At 72.6% G+C, this 19,607-nt stretch carries 18 protein-coding genes and 1 pseudogene; 11 read left to right on the top strand and 8 right to left on the bottom strand.

The window, feature by feature from the left end; all coding sequences use genetic code 11:
- Positions 1-28 precede the first annotated feature (28 nt).
- Positions 29-2,461, bottom strand: a complete 2,433-nt coding sequence (locus OHS58_RS01880) for a tetratricopeptide repeat protein (protein WP_328646929.1) — start codon at positions 2,459-2,461, stop codon at positions 29-31.
- 216 nt (positions 2,462-2,677) lie between these two features.
- On the opposite strand from OHS58_RS01880, the gene OHS58_RS01875 reads away from it, so the two are divergent.
- The 4 genes from OHS58_RS01875 (at position 2,678) to OHS58_RS01860 (ending at position 5,951) form a co-directional block, all read left to right on the top strand.
- Positions 2,678-2,866 (top strand): hypothetical protein, encoded by a 189-nt coding sequence (locus OHS58_RS01875; protein WP_328646928.1) that lies wholly within the window; start codon positions 2,678-2,680, stop codon positions 2,864-2,866.
- Positions 2,860-3,546: a TetR/AcrR family transcriptional regulator gene (locus OHS58_RS01870; protein WP_328646927.1), complete on the top strand. Its 687-nt coding sequence runs from the start codon at positions 2,860-2,862 to the stop codon at positions 3,544-3,546. Before OHS58_RS01875 ends, OHS58_RS01870 begins: the two co-directional genes overlap by 7 nt.
- Positions 3,547-3,654: 108 nt before the next feature.
- Positions 3,655-4,368 carry a response regulator transcription factor gene (locus OHS58_RS01865; RefSeq protein ID WP_328646926.1) on the top strand — a complete coding sequence of 238 codons (714 nt, stop codon included), beginning with the start codon at positions 3,655-3,657 and terminating at the stop codon, positions 4,366-4,368.
- Positions 4,365-5,951: a sensor histidine kinase gene (locus OHS58_RS01860; protein ID WP_328646925.1), complete on the top strand. Its 1,587-nt coding sequence runs from the start codon at positions 4,365-4,367 to the stop codon at positions 5,949-5,951. Before OHS58_RS01865 ends, OHS58_RS01860 begins: the two co-directional genes overlap by 4 nt.
- On the opposite strand, the gene OHS58_RS01855 is transcribed toward OHS58_RS01860, so the two are convergent.
- Positions 5,948-6,934 carry an LLM class flavin-dependent oxidoreductase gene (locus OHS58_RS01855; protein WP_328646924.1) on the bottom strand — a complete coding sequence of 329 codons (987 nt, stop codon included), beginning with the start codon at positions 6,932-6,934 and terminating at the stop codon, positions 5,948-5,950. The two genes, OHS58_RS01860 and OHS58_RS01855, sit on opposite strands and share 4 nt — an antisense overlap.
- A 132-nt stretch (positions 6,935-7,066) precedes the next feature.
- On the opposite strand from OHS58_RS01855, the gene OHS58_RS01850 reads away from it, so the two are divergent.
- Positions 7,067-9,016, top strand: coding sequence for an acetoacetate--CoA ligase (locus tag OHS58_RS01850; RefSeq protein WP_328646923.1), 1,950 nt, complete (start codon positions 7,067-7,069; stop codon positions 9,014-9,016).
- 7 nt (positions 9,017-9,023) lie between these two features.
- Positions 9,024-9,554 (top strand): LLM class flavin-dependent oxidoreductase, encoded by a 531-nt coding sequence (locus OHS58_RS01845; RefSeq protein WP_328646922.1) that lies wholly within the window; start codon positions 9,024-9,026, stop codon positions 9,552-9,554.
- Here the strand turns inward: OHS58_RS01845 and OHS58_RS01840 are convergent.
- The 3 genes from OHS58_RS01840 to OHS58_RS01830 form a co-directional block, all read right to left on the bottom strand.
- Complete coding sequence (locus tag OHS58_RS01840) at positions 9,551-9,988, bottom strand: SRPBCC family protein (RefSeq protein ID WP_328646921.1); 438 nt, start codon at positions 9,986-9,988, stop codon at positions 9,551-9,553. The genes OHS58_RS01845 and OHS58_RS01840 overlap by 4 nt on opposite strands.
- An 88-nt stretch (positions 9,989-10,076) precedes the next feature.
- The gene (locus OHS58_RS01835; protein ID WP_326943177.1) at positions 10,077-10,793 is read right to left on the bottom strand and encodes a hypothetical protein; all 717 of its coding nucleotides are present in this window, start codon (positions 10,791-10,793) and stop codon (positions 10,077-10,079) included.
- Positions 10,794-10,892: 99 nt separating this feature from the next.
- The gene (locus OHS58_RS01830; protein WP_328646920.1) at positions 10,893-11,480 is read right to left on the bottom strand and encodes a methyltransferase family protein; all 588 of its coding nucleotides are present in this window, start codon (positions 11,478-11,480) and stop codon (positions 10,893-10,895) included.
- Between the two features lie 73 nt (positions 11,481-11,553).
- Here OHS58_RS01830 and OHS58_RS01825 point away from each other — a divergent pair, with 73 nt between their 5' ends.
- From OHS58_RS01825 to OHS58_RS01810, 4 genes are all read left to right on the top strand, one after another.
- Positions 11,554-12,366 (top strand): phosphatase PAP2 family protein, encoded by an 813-nt coding sequence (locus OHS58_RS01825; RefSeq protein WP_328646919.1) that lies wholly within the window; start codon positions 11,554-11,556, stop codon positions 12,364-12,366.
- 109 nt (positions 12,367-12,475) lie between these two features.
- Entirely contained in the window at positions 12,476-14,059 is a 1,584-nt protein-coding gene (locus OHS58_RS01820; RefSeq protein WP_328646918.1) for an FMN-binding glutamate synthase family protein, read from the top strand.
- A 19-nt stretch (positions 14,060-14,078) separates the two neighbouring features.
- Positions 14,079-15,812 (top strand): thiamine pyrophosphate-dependent enzyme, encoded by a 1,734-nt coding sequence (locus tag OHS58_RS01815; protein WP_328646917.1) that lies wholly within the window; start codon positions 14,079-14,081, stop codon positions 15,810-15,812.
- A 133-nt stretch (positions 15,813-15,945) separates the two neighbouring features.
- Positions 15,946-17,016, top strand: a complete 1,071-nt coding sequence (locus OHS58_RS01810; protein ID WP_328646916.1) for a DUF2855 family protein — start codon at positions 15,946-15,948, stop codon at positions 17,014-17,016.
- Between the two features lie 30 nt (positions 17,017-17,046).
- Here the strand turns inward: OHS58_RS01810 and OHS58_RS01805 are convergent, their stop codons facing one another.
- Both OHS58_RS01805 and OHS58_RS01800 read right to left on the bottom strand, forming a co-directional pair.
- Positions 17,047-18,234 carry a cytochrome P450 gene (locus tag OHS58_RS01805; RefSeq protein WP_326943183.1) on the bottom strand — a complete coding sequence of 396 codons (1,188 nt, stop codon included), beginning with the start codon at positions 18,232-18,234 and terminating at the stop codon, positions 17,047-17,049.
- A 247-nt stretch (positions 18,235-18,481) separates the two neighbouring features.
- Positions 18,482-18,658 (bottom strand): annotated as a pseudogene (locus OHS58_RS01800) (response regulator transcription factor); the annotation flags it as partial.
- Between the two features lie 24 nt (positions 18,659-18,682).
- Here OHS58_RS01800 and OHS58_RS01795 point away from each other — a divergent pair.
- Positions 18,683-18,985 carry a hypothetical protein gene (locus tag OHS58_RS01795; protein WP_328646915.1) on the top strand — a complete coding sequence of 101 codons (303 nt, stop codon included), beginning with the start codon at positions 18,683-18,685 and terminating at the stop codon, positions 18,983-18,985.
- 140 nt (positions 18,986-19,125) lie between these two features.
- Here OHS58_RS01795 and OHS58_RS01790 read toward each other — a convergent pair whose 3' ends face one another.
- Positions 19,126-19,602: a (2Fe-2S)-binding protein gene (locus OHS58_RS01790; protein ID WP_326943185.1), complete on the bottom strand. Its 477-nt coding sequence runs from the start codon at positions 19,600-19,602 to the stop codon at positions 19,126-19,128.
- Between the last annotated feature and the right edge of the window lie 5 nt (positions 19,603-19,607).

The raw sequence follows: 19,607 nt of genomic DNA, 5'->3' as shown, positions 1-19,607 counted from the left end.
AGCCGCGGCGGCGGGTGGCGGGCGGGCGTCAGCCGCCGGTGGTTACCGTCCGGGCTGCGGGCTCCGGGATCTCCGCCGGCTCTGGCAAGCCCAGCTCGCGGTGGTGGTCGCGGGCCGCCAGCCAATGTTGCCGGGCACGCCGTGGGTCGCCCATTGCGGTCCATGCCCGGGCCAGGCCCAGGTGTGCGCGGGCGGCCTGGTGCAGGATGCCCAGGTCCACCGCCATCGCCAGCGCGGACTCGTGCGACGCCCTCGCCTGGCCGGTGCGGCCGAGGTCCAGGGAGACGTCCGCGAGGCACAGCAGCGCTTCCAGGTGCAGGTCGCGGTCGCCCGCCTGCTGGGCGATGGCCGTCGCGCGGCGGAAGAAACCGCAGGCCTCCTCCGCGCCCCGGCCGGACCTCAGGTGCGTGTCGCCGATGTTGAGCAGGGTGCGGCCCATGTCGCTCAGGTCGCCGGTCTGCTGGTCGATGGCCAGCGCCTTCAGGTGGCTCTCCAGCGCCTCGTCGTAGCGGCCCAGCCGGCCGTGGACGTAGCCGAGGTTGGTGAGCGCGGTGCGTTCGCCCGCCCGGGCGCCGATCTCGCGGGCCAGCGCCAAGGCCCCTTGCAGGAACCCGGCCGAGCGCGCGAAATCGGCGTTCCAGGAGGCGATCGCGCCCAGCGTGCCGAGCGCGCGGCACTCGCCGGAGCGGTCTTCGGCGCCGCGGAAGCAGTCCAGCGCCTGCTCGGCGAACCGGGTCGCCACCTCGTAGCGGCCGACCTGGCTGTGCGTGGCCCCGAGGCTCAGCAGGGCGTGCCCGCGGGCGACCGGGTCCGCCGACTCCGTCGCGCTCGTGTGCAGGGCCAGCGCTTCCCGGATGTGGCCGCCGGTCTGCAGGTACCGGAACAGGATCCGCGACAGCAGTCCCGCGTGGCCCGACGCCACCCCGTGGAGACCGGCGCTGACCAGGTTGGCCCGTTCGGCTTCCAGCCACGCCGCCGCCGACGCCCGGTCGGTCACCGGCGGGATCGGCAGGCCGGGGTCGGGGACGTGCGGCCGGTGGTCGCGCACGCGCGGCGCGTAGTGGTCCATCGCCGTGGCGGCGGCGAACGCGTAGTAGTCGAGCAACCGCGCCAACGCGGCCCGGCGGCCGGCGGAGACGTCCTCGTCCTCGGCCCGCGCCATCCCGAACGCGCGGATGAGGTCGTGCAGCTCGAACCGGTCCGCCTCGCGGCGCCGCACCAGGCTCGCGGCGGCGAGTCGGTCGGCGGTGCGGGTCGCCTCGTCCAGGCCGGTGCCGGTGAGCGCGGCGATGCCGTAGACGTCCAGGTCCGCGCCCGGGTGCAGGGCGAGCAGCCGCAGGGCCCGCTGTTCCGGCTCGCCGAGGTGGTCGTAGGACAGGCTGATCGACGCGTCCACGGCGTCGTCCAGGCGCAGGTGCGCCCGCCGCTGCTCGAGCCGCTCCAGGTGGTCGGCCAGCAGCCACGACCGGTGGGCCGGCGCGGTCATCCGCAACGCGGCCAGCGTCAGCGTGAGCGGCAGGTGGCCGAGCTCGGCGGTGATCCGCCGGGCCACGCCGGGTTCCTGGTCGATCCGCTGCGCGCCGACGGTGCGCCGCAGGTAGGCCAGCGCCTCGTCCGGGCTCAGCACGTCCAGCCGGACCTGCGCACCGGCCAGCCCGGGCAGGGCCAGCCGGCTGGTGACGAGCACCGGGCCGCCTCGCGCGTCGGGCAGCAGGGGCCGGACCTGGTCCTCGCTGTGGGCGTTGTCGAGCACGACCAGCAGGCGCCGCCCGGCCGAGCGCTCCCGGTAGACCCGCTCCTTGCCCGGCAGGTCGGCGGGGACGGCGTGCCCGGGCACGCCCAGCAGCCGCAGGAAGGAGTCGAGCACCGCGGCCGGGTCCACCGGCGGCCGGCCGAGGTCGGGGTGGAACCCGCGCAGGTTCACGAAGAGCGCGTCGTCGCACCGGCCGGTGCGCAGCAGTTCGTGGCCGACGTGCACGGCCAGCCCGGTCTTGCCGACCCCGGCCATGCCCGCGATCGCCGACGCCTGCCCGCCCGCGGCGTCGCCGAGCGCCGCGCACAGCCGCGCGAGCTCCGCGCGGCGCCCGGTGAAGTGCGGGATCGCCTCGGGCAGGCCGAGCTGGGCCTGCACGAAGGTCGCCGCCTCCGCGCGGCTGCGGACGACCCGCAGCATGTCCTGCCAGCCGGCGACGTACCCCGGGTCCGGGTGCAGCACCTCGACGACGGCCAGCACCAGGTCGGTGTTGGGCCGGGCGCGGCCGGTCTTGAAGCAGTCGGCGACGGTCGTGCGGGCGGTGCGCTCGGCGGGCGGGCGCCCGGCCGCCGTCCAGAGCCGGTTCACCCGCTCGGCGATCTGCGCGTACGACGGGTCGCCCGCCCACGTCTTGAGCAGCCGCAGCCGGGCGATGAGCTCGGCCAGCGTGCGCGCGTGGCCGGGATCAGGTGCTTCGGTGAACGCCATGACGCCCCATGGTGGCCGCGATCCGCGGCCACGACCATGGATTTGCCGCAGGGTGTCTGTCCGCAAGCGACCGGTTACACAGGCCCAGTGGCCCATTCGAGAACAGTGCTCACTTTTGTGAACACTGTTCTTGACTTCGGCGCGCACAGGCGGCACTCTGACCCCAGACCGAGAACAGTGTTCTCGCTTCTCCGGAGCTTGATGGCCTTCAACGCCGTGACCACCTTCGCGGTGTTCGTCCACGGGCTGTTCCTGATGGCGGCGACGACCGACGACCGCCTCATGGTGGAAGGCCGGCGGACCTTCGGCTACCTCGTCTTCACGGCGATGTGGACGATGCTCGCGTTGCGGCCGCGACAGGTGGGCGGCTCGTCCGGCGTGGACACTAAGGTCGGCCCATGGTGACCCCGCGGCAGTCGGCGCGTGAACAGATGATGCGCGACGTCGTGCGCGTCGGCCGGGAGCACCTGAAGACGTTGCTCCCGGCCGATCTTTCGCTGCGGGGGGTGGCCCGGGACGTCGGCGTCGTGCCCTCCGGGCTCTACCGCTACGTCCGCGACCGCGAAGCGCTCATCACGCTGCTGATCATCGACGCCTACGACGAACTGGCCGACGAGGTCGACGCCGCCATCGAGGCGGCGTCACGCCGGTCGCACCGGAAACGGCTCGAGGCGGCGGTGCTCGCCGCGCGGGCCTGGGCGGTGCGCGAACCGTCCCGGTTCGCCCTGCTCTACGGCACGCCGGTGCTCGGCTACCAGGTACCCGGCGAGCAGACGGTGGGGCCGGGCACGCGGGTCGTCGCCGCGCTCGGCCGGCTGGCCGAGGACGCGTGGCGAACGGGCAAGCTGCGCAAGGTGGACGCGACGCTCAGCCAGCCGGTCCGCGCGGACATGGAACGCCTGCGCCAGCAGCACGGCCTCGACATGCCGGCGAGCAACGTCGCCCGGGTCTACGGCCTGTGGTCGGCGGTCACCGGCGCCATCCTGTTCGACGCCTTCGGCCAGTACGCGGCGGACACGGTGAGCGACAAGGAAGCGTTCCTCCGCGATCACGTCGCGGGCCTCGCGGACACCATCGGCCTCTGACCGAACCCCGCCGCATCCGCCGGACCTGGCCACCGCGCCGCAGGTGAGGCACCATGGACGACGGCCGCGCCGCGCCGTGGCGGCCGGCCGTCGGCGAAGGAGCCCGCGATGGACGCCCGTGCGACGCTGCCCGGCAGACGCGGGGCCCCCGGGCGGCGGGTCCTGGTCGTCGACGACGACCCGCGGGTGCGGACGGTCGTGACGTGGCAGCTGGAGGCCGAGGGGTTCCGGGTGGCCGAGGCCCCTGACGGCCGGCGGGCCCTCGAGACCATCGAACGCGAGCACCTGGACCTCGTCATCCTCGACCTCGCGCTGCCCGGCGTCGGCGGCCTGGACGTGCTGCGGCGGCTGCGCGACGGCGAGCGCGCCGCCGGCGGTACCGCGCTGCCGGTGATCGTCCTGTCGGGCCGCAGCGGCGAGACCGACCGGATCGTCGGGCTCGACCTCGGCGCGGACGACTACCTCGTCAAGCCCTTCTCCCCCGGTGAGCTGGCCGCCCGCGTGCGCTCGGTGCTGCGGCGGGTCGCGCCCGCGCCGCCGGTGACCGCGACCGGGCTGCGGATCGACCACGCCGCACGCGAAGTCTTCTCCGACGGCCGCGAGATCACCATGACGGCCAAGGAGTTCGACCTGCTCGCCTTCCTCGCCGGGCACCCGCGGCAGGTGTTCACCCGCGCCCAGCTGCTCGAACGCGTCTGGGCCAGCGCCGCCGAGTGGCAGAGCGAAGCGACCGTCACCGAGCACGTCCACCGCCTGCGCCAGAAGCTCGGGCCGCGGCTCGTGCGGACCGTCCGCGGCGTCGGCTACCGGCTCGAGCCGTGACGGCCGTCCGCGACACCGTCGGCGACACCGAAGCGTTGCTGCGGGCGCAGTCCGGGGTACTGGAGCGCATCGCGGGCGGCGCGCCGCTGGCCGAGGTGCTCACCGAGGTCGCGACCACCCTCGAACGGCTGATGCCCGGCTGCCACTGCTCGATCCTGCTGCTCGACCTCGAGTCGGCGACGCTGCACCACGGCGCGGCGCCGTCGCTGCCCGCGGCGTACTCGGAGGGCATCGACGGCCTCCCCATCGGCCGCGACGCCGGGTCCTGCGGCGCGGCGGCCTACCTGGGCGTGCCGGTGATCGCCGAGGACGTCACGACCGACCCGCGCTGGGTGCGGTTCCGCGATCTCGCGGGCGCCCACCGGCTGCGGTCCTGCTGGTCGACGCCGATCCGCGGCCGGGCCGGCGTCGTCGGCACCTTCGCCGTCTACCACGAGCGGACCCACCAGCCCGCGCCCCGCGAACGCGACCTCGTCGACCGGCTCACCCACCTGGCGTCGGTGGCCATCGACCACGACACGCTCTTCGGCGCGCTGGCCGACAGCGAGGAGCGGTTCCGCCGGGCGTTCGACGACAACGTGACCGGCATGGCCATCACCGGGCCCGACGGTGCCGTCACCCGGACCAACGAAGCACTGCGGGACCTGCTCGGGCGCACGGAGTTCGAACTGCTCGGCGCCCGCCTCGACGAGCTGCTCACCCCGGCGGGTGAACCGGCCGCCCCGTACGAGGCGACCCTGCGCCACCCCGACGGGCGCACGCTGGACCTCGTCGTCTCGGTGTCGCCGGTCGCCGGGCCCGACGGCCGGCCCGTCCGGCTGATCGCGAACGTCCTCGACGTCACCCAGCGCCGCGCGGCCGAGCGGGAACGCCGCGGCCGGCGCGAGGCCGAGGTGGCGCGCCGGGCCGCGGAGCAGGCCAGCCGGGCCAAGACCGACTTCGTCGCCGCCCTCGGCCACGAGCTGCGCACACCGCTGCAGGCCGTCACCGGCTTCACCGAGCTGCTGGGCTCGCTCGACCTGCCGCCGGAACGCCGGCGCGCGGCACTGGAGCACATCAACGGCGCCGCCGGGCACATCCTGGCCATGGTCGACGACGTCCTCGACGTCGCCCGGATCGAGGCCCGCGCGTTGCCGCTGCACCCGGTGGACATCGACGTCACGGCGGTCGTCGCCGAGGTGCTGAGCCTGCTGGAACCGCTCGCCGGCGCCGAGGGCGTCCACCTCCGCGACGAGAGCGGCCCGGCCACGGTGCGCTGCGACGAGCGCCGGCTCAAGCAGGTCCTGCTCAACCTCGCGGGCAACGCCGTCCGCTACAACCGGACCGGCGGCACGGTCACGATCACGACCCGCACCGAGGCCGACGCCGTCGTCGTGACCGTCGCCGACCGCGGCCGGGGCATCGCACCGGAACACCTGGAGCGGCTGTTCACCCCGTTCGACCGGCTCGGCGTCGACACCGACCAGGGCGTCGGCCTCGGGCTGCCGCTCGCGAAGGGGCTCACCGAGGCGATGGGCGGCCGCCTCGCCGTGGCCAGCGTCGCCGGTGAGGGGACGACGGTCGAGGTGCGGCTGCCGCGTTAGGCCGCGTCGACCTTGGGCATGATCTCCTCGGTCAGCCGCTTGAGGTCGTCGAGCGTCTTCGACGTCGGCACGTCGCGGAACGGCGGCCACAGCAGCGGCATCGTCAGCCCGGCTTCCTTGTAGCGCTTGAGGATGTCCTCGATCTGCTGTGCGCTGCCGGCCAGCAGGTTCGTGCCCTTGCCCGCCGGGGTCCGGTCCATCGGCTCGTCGGTGATGACGAACCAGATCATGCTGCACATCTCGAACCCGCCGGGGAAGCCGCGGCCGAGCTCACCCAGCTCGCGCTCCATCTCGCCCTTCCAGCGCTTGATGTCCGCCGGGGTGTCCTGGATGCCGATCCAGCCCTGCAGGCCGTACTTCGCGATGCGCTTGGCCGAGCGTTTCGGGTCCTTGAGGCCGGAGAAGAAGATCGGCGGCGGCTGCTGGATCGGCTTGTGCCCGAAGCCCGACAGCGGAAAGTCGGCGAACTCGCCGTGGTACTCGAACAAGTCGTTGGCCCAGATGCCCTGCATGATCTCGATCGTCTCGCGCACGTGGGCGTGCCGGCGCGGAAACAGCTGCGGGACGCTGGCGGCGGCGAACTCCTCGGGCATCCAGCCGGAGCCGATGCCGACGTTGAGCCGGCCGCCCGACAGGTGGTCCTGGGTGGCGAGCTCGGCCGCGAGCACGCCGGGCGAGCGGTACGGCGTGTCGATGATGCTCATGCCGATCCGGACCTTCGTGGTCTTCGCCGCGAGCCACGGGATCAGCGTCATGCCCTGGAACCACTTGCCGCGCGAGACGACCGGCAACGCGTTGGGCAGGTCGGTCATCATGCCGAACGGGTACTGCAGCTCCGCGCGGTCGGACGCCTCCGGGACGACGATCCGGTCGAGCGTCCAGACGGAGTCGAAGTCGAGGTCCTCGGCCAGCGCCGTGAGGTCTTCGAGCTCCTTGAGCGTCACCTCGTCGCGGAAGTTGGGCAGGTACAGAGCGAGCTTCATGCGTCCGGCCTCCTCGTGACGTCGTCGTCGAAGGGAGAGCGTGCGCCGGCCGGCTCAACTCGATCACACGCGATTCTCAAATCCCCGTCAACGGCACCGCGGAGTACGGCGGACGGTCTCTATGTTTCCCGTATGGACGTGCTCTGGAGCCCCACGGCGGACCGCATCGCGAACTCCCCGCTGCGCGCGTACCTGGACTGGCTGGAGAAGCGCGAGGGGCGGCCGTTTCCCGGCCACGACGCGTTGTGGGCGTGGTCGGTCGAGGACCTGGACCGGTTCTGGCGCTCGATCGTCGACTACTACGAGGTCGCCTTCTCCACCTCGTGGACGCGCGTGCGCACCGCGGATCCCATGCCGCACACCCGCTGGTTCACCGGGGCGCGGCTGAACTGGGCGCAGCACGCGCTGCGCGCCGGGGCCGACGACGGCACCGCGCTGGTCTGCGTCCGGGAGGGCGGCGGGCCCGCACGCGAGATCACCTTCGGTGCCCTGCGCCGGTCGGTGGCGGCCGCGGCCGGCTGGCTGCGCCGGGCCGGTGTGCGCCCCGGCGACCGCGTCGGCGCCTACCTGCCCAACACCGAGCACGCGGTGATCGCCTGCCTCGCGACCGCCGCGGTCGGCGCGGTGTGGGCGTGCTGCTCCCCCGACTTCGGCGCCGACGGCGTCATCGGGCGCCTCGCGCAGCTCGAGCCCGCCGTGCTCATCGCGGCGGACGGCTACCACTGGAACGGCAAGGAGATCGACCGCGGCGACGTCGTCGCGCGGCTGCGCGAGGAGCTGCCGGCGCTGCGGCACGTCGTCCACGTCCCGTACGTCTTCGACCGGCCGCACCCGGCCGGTTCGACGCCGTGGGACGAGATCCTGGCCCAGGACGCGCCGCCGGAGTTCGAGCAGGTCGGGTTCTCCCACCCGCTGTGGGTGCTGTTCACCTCCGGCACCACGGGGCTGCCCAAGGGCCTGGTGCACGGCCACGGCGGCATCACCCTGGAGGCGCTGAAGTGGTCCGGGCTGTACTGCGGGCTGCACGGCGGCGAGCGGATGTTCACCTGCACCTCGACCGGCTGGGCGCTGTGGAACATGCAGCTCGGCGCGCTCACCCAGGGCGCGGCCATCACGCTGTACGAAGGCAGCCCCAACCACCCGGCGGGCGCGGTCTGGGAGGTCGCGGCCCGGACCCGGGCGGACGTCGTGCTGCTCGGCGCCGCGGTGATCACGGCGACGGCGAACACCGGCGTCTCACCCCGGCGGGACCACGACCTGAGCCGGCTGCGGCACGTGATGGTCAGCGGTTCGGCGCTGCCTTCGTCGGGCTACCACTGGGTCATGGAGCACGTCAGTCCGGACGTGCGGATCGATTCGACCAGCGGGGGCACCGACATCTCCGGCTCGTTCGTCGGCGCCAGCGAGTACGACCCGGTCCGCGTGGGCCGCATCGGCGGCCGGCTCGCCGGCGTCGACTGCGCGGCCTGGGACGACGACGGCGAGCCGGTCGTCGACGCGGTCGGCGACCTGGTGCTCACCCAGCCGATGCCGTCGATGCCGGTGTCCCTGTGGAACGACCCCGGCGACGTCCGCTACACGGAGTCCTACTTCGACACCTGGCCCGGCGTCTGGCGCCACGGCGACTGGGTGACGCTGCACGCCGACGGCAGCGTGTCCATCCACGGCCGGTCGGACTCGACGCTCAACCGCCAGGGCGTCCGCCTCGGCAGCAGCGACTTCTACGACGTGCTCGAGGCGCTGCCGGAGATCACCGAGACCCTGGTGATCGGGGTCGACCTGCCCGATGACGGGTACTGGCTGGGCCTGTTCGTCGTGCCGGCGTCCGGCCACGAGCTCGACGACGCGCTGAAGGGGAAGATCGTCACCACGCTCCGGACGCGGCTGACCGCCCGGCACGTCCCGGACGAGATCATCGAGGCGCCCGCCGTGCCGCACACCCTGAGCGGCAAGCGGCTGGAGGTCCCGATCAAGAAACTGTTGAGCGGCAAGGACTTGGCGAAGGCGGCGAACCTCGCGTCGGTCGACGATCCGGACGCGCTGCGCTGGTACGCGCGGTTCGCCGCGGACCGGGCGCGCTGACGTGCGCGTGGGCGCGACGCTCGCGCACCTGACGCCGGGGCCGCCGATCGCGGTCGCCGAGTGGGCGAAACGCTTGGTGGGTAACGGTTTCGAGAGCCTGTGGACACCGCAGGTCATCGGGCGCGGCTTCTTCGTCCCGGACCCGTTCGTCACTCTCGCCGTCGCCGCCACGGCCACCGAAGGCGTGGAACTGGGCACGGCCACCGTGCAGGTCCCGCTGCACCACCCCGCCGAGCTGGCCCACCGGATCCGGTCACTGAGGTCCGTCTGCGGCGACCGGCTGACCCTCGGCGTCAGCCCCGGCTCGACCGACCTCGACTACGCCCACCTCGACCGGGACTACACCGCGCTTCCGGACCTTCCGCGAGAACCTGCCGCTGCTGCGGAATCTGCTCGGCCCCGAGCGGCCCCCACTGCTCCTCGGCTCGTGGGGCACCAACGTCGAGCGGGCCGCCCACGAGTTCGACGGCTGGCTGGCGTCGGCGTACCGCCGCACCCCCGAGCCCGCCCGGGTCCGGGCCCTGTACCCGTGAGCTAGGTGAGCAGCTGCCGCAGGCCGGCGATGCCGCCGCCGTAGACGTCCTGGGCGAAGGTGCGGTCGAGCTCCGCCTCCTGGCCCGCGTCGGCGTCGTACTCCGCCCACCATTCGACGAAGGACTCGCCGGTGTCGGTGACCGGGCTGACCCGGATCGTCGAGACGTAGCGGCGCACGCCGAACGGGTTCGCCCCGGTGAACGCGTAGGTGAGGGTGCGAGCGGGGTCGTCCAGGACGAGCAGCCGTTCGTCGAAGGGCTCACCGCCGGCCGCGAGGGTCAGCCGCCGGACGGCCCCGACCTGCCCCTCGGCGCCCTCGACGATCTCGCAGTGCCCGATCGCCCCCAGGAAGTCGGGCAGATCGCCGAAGGCGCGGACCCGGGCCCAGACCTGGTCGACGGGCGCGGCGACGACTCCGCTGGCGTAAGGACGCGGCATGGTGACTCCAAGGTGTCAGGCGGCCCTCCACGATCACCGATCCACCTCACGCCGGGCACAACGGATCCTCAACGGGCCATCAACGCGCCTACTTGAGCACGCTGACCGCGCGGGCGATGACCAGCAACGACGTCAGCAGCGCCGCGACGCTCTGCACCGCCATCAGCACCTTCGCCCGCGAGGACAGCGGCATCGTGTCGGTGGGGCTGAACGCCGTCGAGTTGGTCACCGACACGTACAGGTAGTCCAGCAGCGCCGGCACCCAGTCGGACTTGACGCTGGAGCCCTCGGCGACCTCCTCGACGGTGTCGGCGTTCTCGTCCTGCGAGAACCGGAAGTCGGCCGGCGGCAGGTCGGCCCGGCCGGACTGGGTGCGCTTGACCGGGCCGCCCCGGTCCAGCTCCCAGTAGGCCAGGCCGAACGCGATCACGTTCGTCAGCCACACCTGCAACGCGCCCAGCAGCAACGCCTTGCCGTCGCCGGCCGCGCCGGCGACCAGGTCGTGGATGAGCAACCCCAGCGCGCCCAGGTTGCTGAGCGCGACGACCGCGACCAGCGCCAGCGACAGCACCCGGGAGAGCCGGGTCTGCCGCGTGACGCGCCGCGGGTTGATCGCGATCAGCGGCACCAGCAGCGCGATCTCCAGCGCGGGCACCACGAACCGGGGCGCGACCAGCAGCTGTTCCGGCAGCGCCAGGTAGAGCGCGATGGCCACGAGCGTCGCGACGGCGGCGGGCAGCCGGGCCTCACCGCGGCGCTGGTGGCGGGGATGACGGGTACGGGCCTCGGCACGGTCGGCTGACATGGCGGCGGCTGCTCCTCGCGGACGGCCGCTGACCGGCCCCGGTTCGTCGGGGCGCCAGCCTAACCTCCGGCGCGCCCGCACACCGCGCAGATCGCGAGGTCACCACACATAAGGGACGAGCCGGGCGCGATCGGCGGCGAACTGCCGGTAACGGCTGCCCAGCGCCTCGCCGAGAGCGTGTTCCTCGATCCGGATGCGGTGGATCAAGGCGATCAGCAGCACCACGACCGGGCCCGCCGCGCTGACCCAGTTGCCCGCGATCAGGCCGCCGCCGGCGAAGATCAGCAGCAGGCCGGTGTAGCTCGGGTGCCGCAGGACCCGGTAGGGACCCCGGTCCACGACGGGCTGGTCTTCGCTGGTCTGCACCGTCACGGTGAAGTACTTTCCCAGGCTGTAGAACGACCACCAGCGCAGGAGCAGGCCGAGCCACCCGAGCACGAGCCCGACCGTGACCAGCCCCGTACCGCCGCCGATGCCGGCGGCCGGGACGACCGCCCGCCCGATCGGCCACAGCAGAACCGCGCCGAGGAACAACACCCGGAAGCCGAGCTCCGCGGGCACGTTGACGAGTTTCGCGCCGCCGCGCGTGCGGAACGCCTGGACGAGCTCACCCGCCGCGAAGGCGGCGACGCTGACGACCAGGACGACCCGGGCCACGTCCGGCAGCTCTTCGAAAGGCGCGCGCACACCGCCATCATCCCCCCGGAGAACCCGTCGGAACCGACGGATTCCCGCGGCCGCGGACGGCTAGGGTGACCGCGTGAACCCGCCGCCGGACGGCCACCACCGACGTCCCCCGCCGATGGCCGACGCGGCGGACGCTCCCGGCCGGCTCACGCGCACCCTGCTCCGCGGTACCGGTGGCCGTCCCGGCGTGCTCGCCGAGCTGATCTTCCTGCTGCTCTGGTTCCTGCTCTTCACGCGTCTCGACGCCGTTGTGGGCCGGGACCTCGCGGCCGCCAACGCGCACGCGCTGGCCCTGCAGTCCGCGGAACACGCGCTGCACCTCGACGTCGAGCGGAGCGCGAACGGCTGGCTGGCCGGGCATCCCGTCCTCGCGCACCTCGCGGTGTACCTGTACCGGCTGTACTACGCGGTGGTCGCCGGCACCCTGCTGTGGGTGTTCGTCCGGCACGCCGAGGTCTACCGCAAGGTCCGCCGGACGATGGTCGCGATGACGGCCCTCGTGCTGCCGGTCTACTGGGCGGTGCCGATGTCGCCGCCGCGGTTCGCGCTGCCGGGGGCCGTCGACATCGTGGCCAGGTACGACATCCTGGGCCAGGCCGGCCGCGAAAGCTGGACGAGCCCCAGCCACTACACGGCCATGCCCAGCATGCACGTGGGCTGGGCGTTGTGGTGCGCCTACGCCGCGTGGACCGCGCTCCGGGGCACGCATCCCCGCCTGGCGCTGCTGTCGTGGTCGTTCCCGCTGCTCATGGTGGCGGACGTGCTCACCACGGGGAACCACTACGTCCTCGACGTCGCAGGCAGCGTGACGCTGCTGGCCGTCTCGATCGCCGCAGCGGCGCTGTGGGGCCGTCTCGCCGGAGCCCGGCAGCCGTACCGGACCTGAAGCCACCGGCGCCTCGATGAGGTGGACGAATGCCCCCTCGGCGTAGGCAACGGCCCTGATCGGCGTGCTCGACCTGCGCTCGACCGGCCGTCCGGATAGCTTCGGTTCCGTGCTCAGATTCGCTGCGGTAGGTGCGTTGTCGCTGATCTCCCTCGGCGTCGCCGCGCTCGCGGTGTCCGCCGGCGCGTGGTGGTGGTTCCTCGCCGTGCCGCTGCTCCTCGTCGCCGGTCTGGGGTGCTGGGATCTTCTCCAGCGCAGGCACTCGGTCCTGCGGAACTACCCCGTCCTCGGGCACCTGCGTTTCCTGCTCGAAGCACTGCGGCCCGAGCTGCAGCAGTACTTCATCGAGCGCAACTTCGACGGCCGCCCCTACGACCGCGACATCCGCAGCATCGTCTACCAGCGCGCGAAGGGCACCGACGCCGAAGCGCCGTTCGGCACCGAGCGCGACGTCTACTCCGACGGCTACGAGTCGCTGGTGCACTCGATGGCGCCGATCGCGACGCCGGACGACCCGCCGAAGATCCGGATCGGCGGTCCGGACTGCACCCAGCCGTACGACATGGCCTTGCTCAACGTGTCCGCGATGAGCTTCGGTTCGCTGTCCGCCAACGCGATCCTGGCGCTCAACAAAGGGGCCGCGCTCGGCGGGTTCGCCCACGACACCGGCGAAGGCGGCCTCTCGGAGTACCACCTGCGCCACGGCGGCGACCTCGTCTGGGAGATCGGCACCGGCTACTTCGGCTGCCGGACGGCCGACGGTGATTTCGACAAACCGGAATTCGCCGACAAGGCCGCTCACGACGCCGTCAAGTGCGTGTCCCTGAAGCTGTCCCAGGGCGCCAAGCCCGGGATCGGCGGCGTGCTGCCCGGCGGCAAGGTGAACGCCGAGATCGCGCGGGTCCGCGACGTCCCCCAGGGCGAGACCGTCATCTCCCCGCCCTACCACCGGGTTTTCGCCACCCCGCGGGAGCTGATCCGGTTCATCGCCGAGATGCGGCAGCTGGCGGGCGGCAAGCCGACCGGGTTCAAGCTGTGCGTCGGTTCGCGGCGCCAGTTCCTCGCCGTCTGCAAGGCCATGCTGGCCGAAGGCGTCACGCCCGACTTCATCATCGTCGACGGCGCCGAGGGCGGCACCGGCGCCGCACCCCTGGAGTTCGCCGACCACATCGGCACGCCGCTGACCGAGGGCCTCATCACCGTCCACAACGCACTCGTCGGCACCGGGCTGCGCGACCGGATCAAGATCGGCGCCAGCGGCAAGGTCGCCACCGGCGCCGACATCGTCAAGCGGCTCCTGCAGGGCGCCGACTACACGAACGCGGCGCGGGCGATGATGTTCGCGGTCGGCTGCATCCAAGCCCAGCGTTGCCACACGAACACCTGCCCGGTCGGCGTCACCACCCAGGACGCCCGCCGCGCCCGCGCGCTGGACGTCGCCGACAAATCCCTGCGCGTGGAACGGTTCCAGCGTTCCACCGTGACCGGCGCCCAGCAGATCATGGCGTCGATGGGCGTCCGGTTCCCCGCCGAGCTGCGGCCGCACATGCTGCGCCGGCGCGTCGATCCCCACCGGGTGCGGTCCTACGCCGAACTCTACGACTGGCTCGAGCCCGAGCAGCTGCTGTCCGGACCCCCGCGGGACTGGGCGCAGGACTGGGCCGCGGCCGACCCCGACCACTTCACCATCTGACCCACCCCAGGAGAGCTCCGTGACCCGCACCGTCGCCCAGGTCGTCATCGACAGCCTCGTCCAGCTGAACGTCACCCACGTGTTCGGCGTCGTCGGAGACGCGCTCAACCCGCTGACCGACGCGATCCGCCGGGCCGACGGCATCGAGTGGGTCGGCTGCCGGCACGAGGAGGTGGCCGCGTTCGCCGCCGGCGCCCAGGCCCAGCTCGGCGCCACCATCGGCGTCTGCATGGGCACCGTCGGCCCCGGGTCGGTGCACCTGCTCAACGGCCTCTACGACGCCGCGAAGAGCCACGCGCCCGTGCTCGCCATCGCCGGGCAGGTCCCGCTCGCCGACGTCGGCACCGACATGTTCCAGGAGGTCGACAACGACCTGCTGTTCAAGGACGTCGCCGTCTTCCGCGCCACCGTGACCTCCGCCGAGCAGATCCCCGGCCTGCTGGAGATCGCCGTCCGCACGGCCGTCAGCCGCGGCGGCCCCGCCGTGCTCACCGTGCCCGGCGACATCGGCGACAAGAAGGTCGACGCCGACCGCGAGCCGCGGTTCTCCCTCGCCGAGCGCAGCACCCGCCCCGACGACCCGGCGCTGGACGCCGCCGCGCAGCTGCTCAACGCGGCGGAGAAGGTCACCCTGCTGGTCGGACGCGGCGCCCGCCAAGGCCGTGACGACGTGCTGGCGCTGGCCGATCGCCTCGGTGCCCCGATGGTCCTCACCCTCAAGGCCAAGGAGGGCTTCGAGGACGACAACCGGTTCCAGGTCGGGCAGACCGGCCTGATCGGCAACCCCGCCGCCGCGCAGGCGATGGACGACGCCGACCTGTTGCTGTTGCTGGGCACCGACTTCCCGTACCGGGCCTGGTACCCGACCGGCAAGAAGGTCATCCAGGTGGACGCCGTCGCCGAGCACATCGGCCGCCGCGTCCCGGTCGAGCTCGGCCTGGTCGGCGACGTCGCCCCCACCGTGGCCGCGTTGCTGCCGCGGCTGGCGCCGCAGGCGTCCCGGAAGCACCTCGACGACACCCGCGCGCACTTCGAGCGCTGGCACGCCGGGCAGGCGCGGCTGGCCGCCCCCGGGCACGACAAGAGCCTGGTGGGGAAGGTCCGTTCGGTCTTCGACAACCAGGACCACCAGATCCGCCCCGAGGCGCTGGCCGCGCTGATCGACGAGCACGCCGCGCCCGACGCCGTGTTCACCTCCGACACCGGGATGGCCACGGTGTGGCTCTCGCGGTTCGTCCACATGACCGGATCGCGCCGGCTGCTCGGCTCGTACAACCTCGGGTCGATGGCCAACGCGATGCCGCAGGCGATCGGCGCCCAGCTGCGGGACCGCGACCGCCAGGTGGTCGCGTTCTGCGGCGACGGCGGCCTCAGCATGCTGCTCGGCGACCTGATGACCATCCGCACCTACCGGCTCCCGGTGAAGCTGGTGGTCTTCGACAACCGGCGCCTGGGCATGGTGAAGCTCGAGCAGGAACAGGCCGGGCTGCCCGAGTTCGGCACCGAGCTGGACAACCCGGACTTCGCAGCCGTCGCCACCGCGCTGGGCATCACGGGGATCCGGGTCACCGACCCGGACGAGCTGGCCGAGGCCGTCCGGCGCGCGCTGAGCACCGAAGGCCCGGTCCTGCTGGACGTCCTGACCAACCCCGAGGAGATGTCCGTGCCGCCGAAGCCGACGGTGGACCAGGGCTGGGGCTTCGCGATCGCCAAGGTGAAGGAGCACCTCCGCAGCACGGGCGACAACAGCTGACCTGCCCGGGCCGGCGCGGCGGCCGGCGGGTCCGCAACCCGCGAGACGTGACCGGGACCGCCCGGCGGCCACGATGGGCTGGAGCGCCGGACGCTCGCCCGGTCACGCGCACGATCTCCGGCAGGGAGCGTCGATGTCCACTGTGGACAACTGGCAGCTGTGGGTGCGGCGGGCCGACCTGACGGTCACCGGCCCGCGGGCGGCGGCGCACCCCGCGCTCGCGCCGGGTGCCGTGCGGCTCGAGGTCGAGAAGTTCGCGCTGACCATGAACGTGGTCACCTACGCCCGGCTCGGCGACCAGACATTGCCGTACTGGAACGCTTTTCCGGCCCCGGCGGGGTACGGACGGGTGCCGGTGTGGGCGTTCGTGCGGGTGATCGACTCGCGCAACCCCGCCATCCCGGTCGGCGGCCGGTACTTCGGCTTCGTGCCGATCGGGACCCACCACACGGTCGAGGCGCTGCCGACGTCCCGCGGGTTCGAGGACGCCGCTCCGGACCGGGCGTTCATGCCGGCCTGGTACCGGACGTTCCAGCCGGCGGCCGAACCGGACGACCTGGACGACCAGCGGGCGGTGTTCCGGCCGATCTTCCCGGCGTCGTTCACCCTCGCCGCGTTCGTCGCCGGGCTGGCGGCCGACGGGATCAAGTCGGCGCTGATCACGAGCGCGTCCAGCCGGACCGCGATCGGGCTGGCCCACCTGCTGGCCCGGGACACCGGCCTGCCGACGGCCGGGCTCACCTCCGCCGCCAACCACGGCTTCGCCGCCGGGATCGGCTGTTACGGCTCCGTGGCCCGGTATGACGAGCCGGCCGCGGTCTCGGTGCTCGCGCCGGCGGTGCTGGTCGACCTGACCGGCTCCCACCGGGTGATCACCGACGTCCACGAGCGGTTCGCCGGCGCGCTGGGGCACGTCGCGCTGGTCGGCTTCACCCATCCGGACTCGCAGCAGCACGGACCCGCGTTGACCGACCCGAAGCCGCAGTTCTTCTTCGCCCCGTGGGCGGAGAAGCGGATGGTGGCGGACGAGGGCGAGAGCCGGTTCTACGCCCGCTACCACGAGGCCGAGCAGCGGTTCCTCGAGTCGGCGACCGCGTGGCTCACCATCCGCCGGCAGCAGGGCCCGGAGGCGATCGCGAAGGCGTTCGGCGCGCTGCTCGCCGGGACGGTGCCGGCCGGCGTCACGGACGTCCTCAGCCCGTGACAGCCGGCTCGCTCTCGAGCGCCCGGCGGATCACCAGGTCACGAGCAGCTCGCGAGGACCGCGGAACATCCCGCCCGCGCGCCACGGGACGTCGCCGGCCGCGACGGCGAGCTCGAGCCCGCCGAACCGCCGCACCAGCGTGCTGAGCAGTACTTCGAGTTCCATCCTGGCCAGCTGCGCCCCGACGCAGTGGTGCGGCCCGTGGCCGAACGCGAGGTGCGCACCCGATTCGCCGTCCAGGTCGAGCACCTCCGGATCGGCGAAGACGTCCGGGTCCCGGTTCGCCGCGTGCACCAGCAGCAGCACCGCGTCACCCGCGGGGATCGTGACACCGCTCAGTTCCACGTCCTCGGTGGCGATCCGCGGGAAGGCGGCGGCGACACCGAGCGGGATGAAGCGCAGCAGTTCCTCTATCCGCGCGGTCAGCCGGTCGGGTTCGCGCACGACCGCGGTCCAGCGGTCCGGCTCGCTCAGCAGCGTCCACACCATGTTGCCGATCTGGTTGATCGTCGCGTCGTACCCCGCGACGAGGACGACCCAGGCGAGCTGCACCAGTTCCGCTTCGGACAGCCGGTCGCGCTCGTCGCGGGCCGCCACCAGGGTGCCGAGCAGATCGTCGGCCGGTTCGCGACGGCGTCGGCCGACCAGTTCGACGAGGTAGTCGTTCAGGTCCGCGCGGTGCGCGCGGCGCTCTTCCGGGCTCATCGCCGACGTCGACAACGCGGCCGCGGCCCCGGCGTGAAATCGCGGCCGGCCCGCTTCGGGAATGCCGAACAATTCGCTGATCGTCGTCACGGCCAGCGGCACCGAAACGTGCCGCACGAAATCGGCGGGCCGCCCGGCCGCGCACATTTTGTCCAGCAAATCGTTCACCACGCGCTCCATGCGCGGGCGCAGGGTGTCCACCCGGCGTTTGGTGAAGGCGTTGGCCACCAGCCGCCGCAACCGGCCGTGCGCCGGCGGATCCAGGGAGAGCAACGACCCGGCCTGATCGGTCAGCTCCGGACGCACCCGGGGAATGTCAACGCCCACAACGGCTTCCCTGCTGAACCGGCTGTCGGCCAGCACGGTCCGCGTGTCGGCGTACCTGGTGACCAGCCAGCCGTCCCGCCCGTACGGCAGCCGAACCCGGGCCACCGGATCGGCCGCGCGAAGCCGCGCGTAAGTCGGATCGAGGTCGAGCGCGTGCGGCGGGCTGAACGGATAAGCCTGTGCCACGGGACAGGAATCGTTTCCCGAGTCGCCCTCTGCCATGACCCCTCCACCAGTTAGCTCTGCCGATCCCTCGCAGTGAGCGTGCGCCTACAGGTCGTATCGCAACATCTCCCGCCATGCGCTGTCAGCAAGCCGGCGAAAGGCGGGTGAATCATGATTGCCAAAGCCTCTTCAGCCACGATTTCGGGAGCGAGATCGGCACATGCCTGCATGAGTCCGGCGCACTGGTGATCGCGCCGACCCGTGGACGTCACGCCGGGTGGATGAGGCGGCTTTCGTAGGCGAAGATCACGGCCTGGATCCGGTCGCGGAGCTCGAGCTTGTGCAGGATCCGCCCCAGGTGGGACTTCACGGTCGCCTCCGCGAGGTGCAGCGTGGCGGCGATCTCGGCGTTGGACAGGCCGGAGGCGCGCAGCACGAACGCGTCGTACACGTCGGAATCACGGAAAGCATGGCGGTCACGGGCAACCTGGCCGGCACGGTGACCTGGTACGAGCTGCCGACGGCAGCCACCGCGACGGTCCGCACCCACCGCCGCGTGGAGGCTCTGGCGGTGACGCCCACGACGACGGTGTCCGGCCACGCCGACGGCACGGCGATGATCTGGCGACCCACCCTGCCGCACGCGGCCGCCACGACGAACCTCGACCACGCCGACCGCGTCGCCCTCCAGACCAGGGCACCCGAAGCAACGGGTGCCGAGCGGGCCTGGACCGACTTGGTCCTGGCTCTCGACAAGCAACGGCCCCGCTGACACGGGTTCGACCGGGGCGGCGGTGACCGTCGTTCTCGACAGGCCGCCCGGTTCAGGCCGAGAACTTCCCGGACAGAATCCTGGACGGCGTCGAAGGTGCGCAGAGTGGCACCCCATCGCCGACCGATTCCGCCGCTTGGCTACATGTTCTCGGCTCCCGCCTGGATCGCCTCCCGAATCCTGGCGTAGGTGCCGCACCGGCAGATGTTGCGGATCTCGTCGAGGTCGGCATCGGTGATCGCGTGCCCCGCGGCGGTCGCCTGCTTGACCTTCGCCACGGCGGCCATGATCTGGCCCGGCTGGCAGTAACCGCACTGGGCGACGTCCATTTGCAGCCACGCCTCCTGCATGGGGTGCAGGTCCTTGCCGACCGTCGCGGGCAGCCCTTCGATCGTGGTGATCTCGTCCGTGTCCTTGATGTCGGCGACCCGCACCGAGCAGGGGTTGAACGCTTTCCCGTTGATGTGGCTGGTGCAGGCCTTGCAGACGTCGAGGCCGCAGCCGTACTTGGGGCCGGTGATCCCGAGCAGGTCGCGCAGGACCCAGAGGAGCCGGAGGTCGTCGTCGGCGTCGACGGTGACCTGCCGTCCGTTGACCTTGAAGGTGTGTTGAGGCACGGCTG

This window comes from Amycolatopsis sp. NBC_00348 (assembly GCF_036114655.1).
Taxonomy (GTDB): domain Bacteria; phylum Actinomycetota; class Actinomycetes; order Mycobacteriales; family Pseudonocardiaceae; genus Amycolatopsis.
The sequence above is the reverse complement of the archived record's forward strand: the minus strand, read 5'-3'. Positions and strand labels throughout refer to the sequence as shown.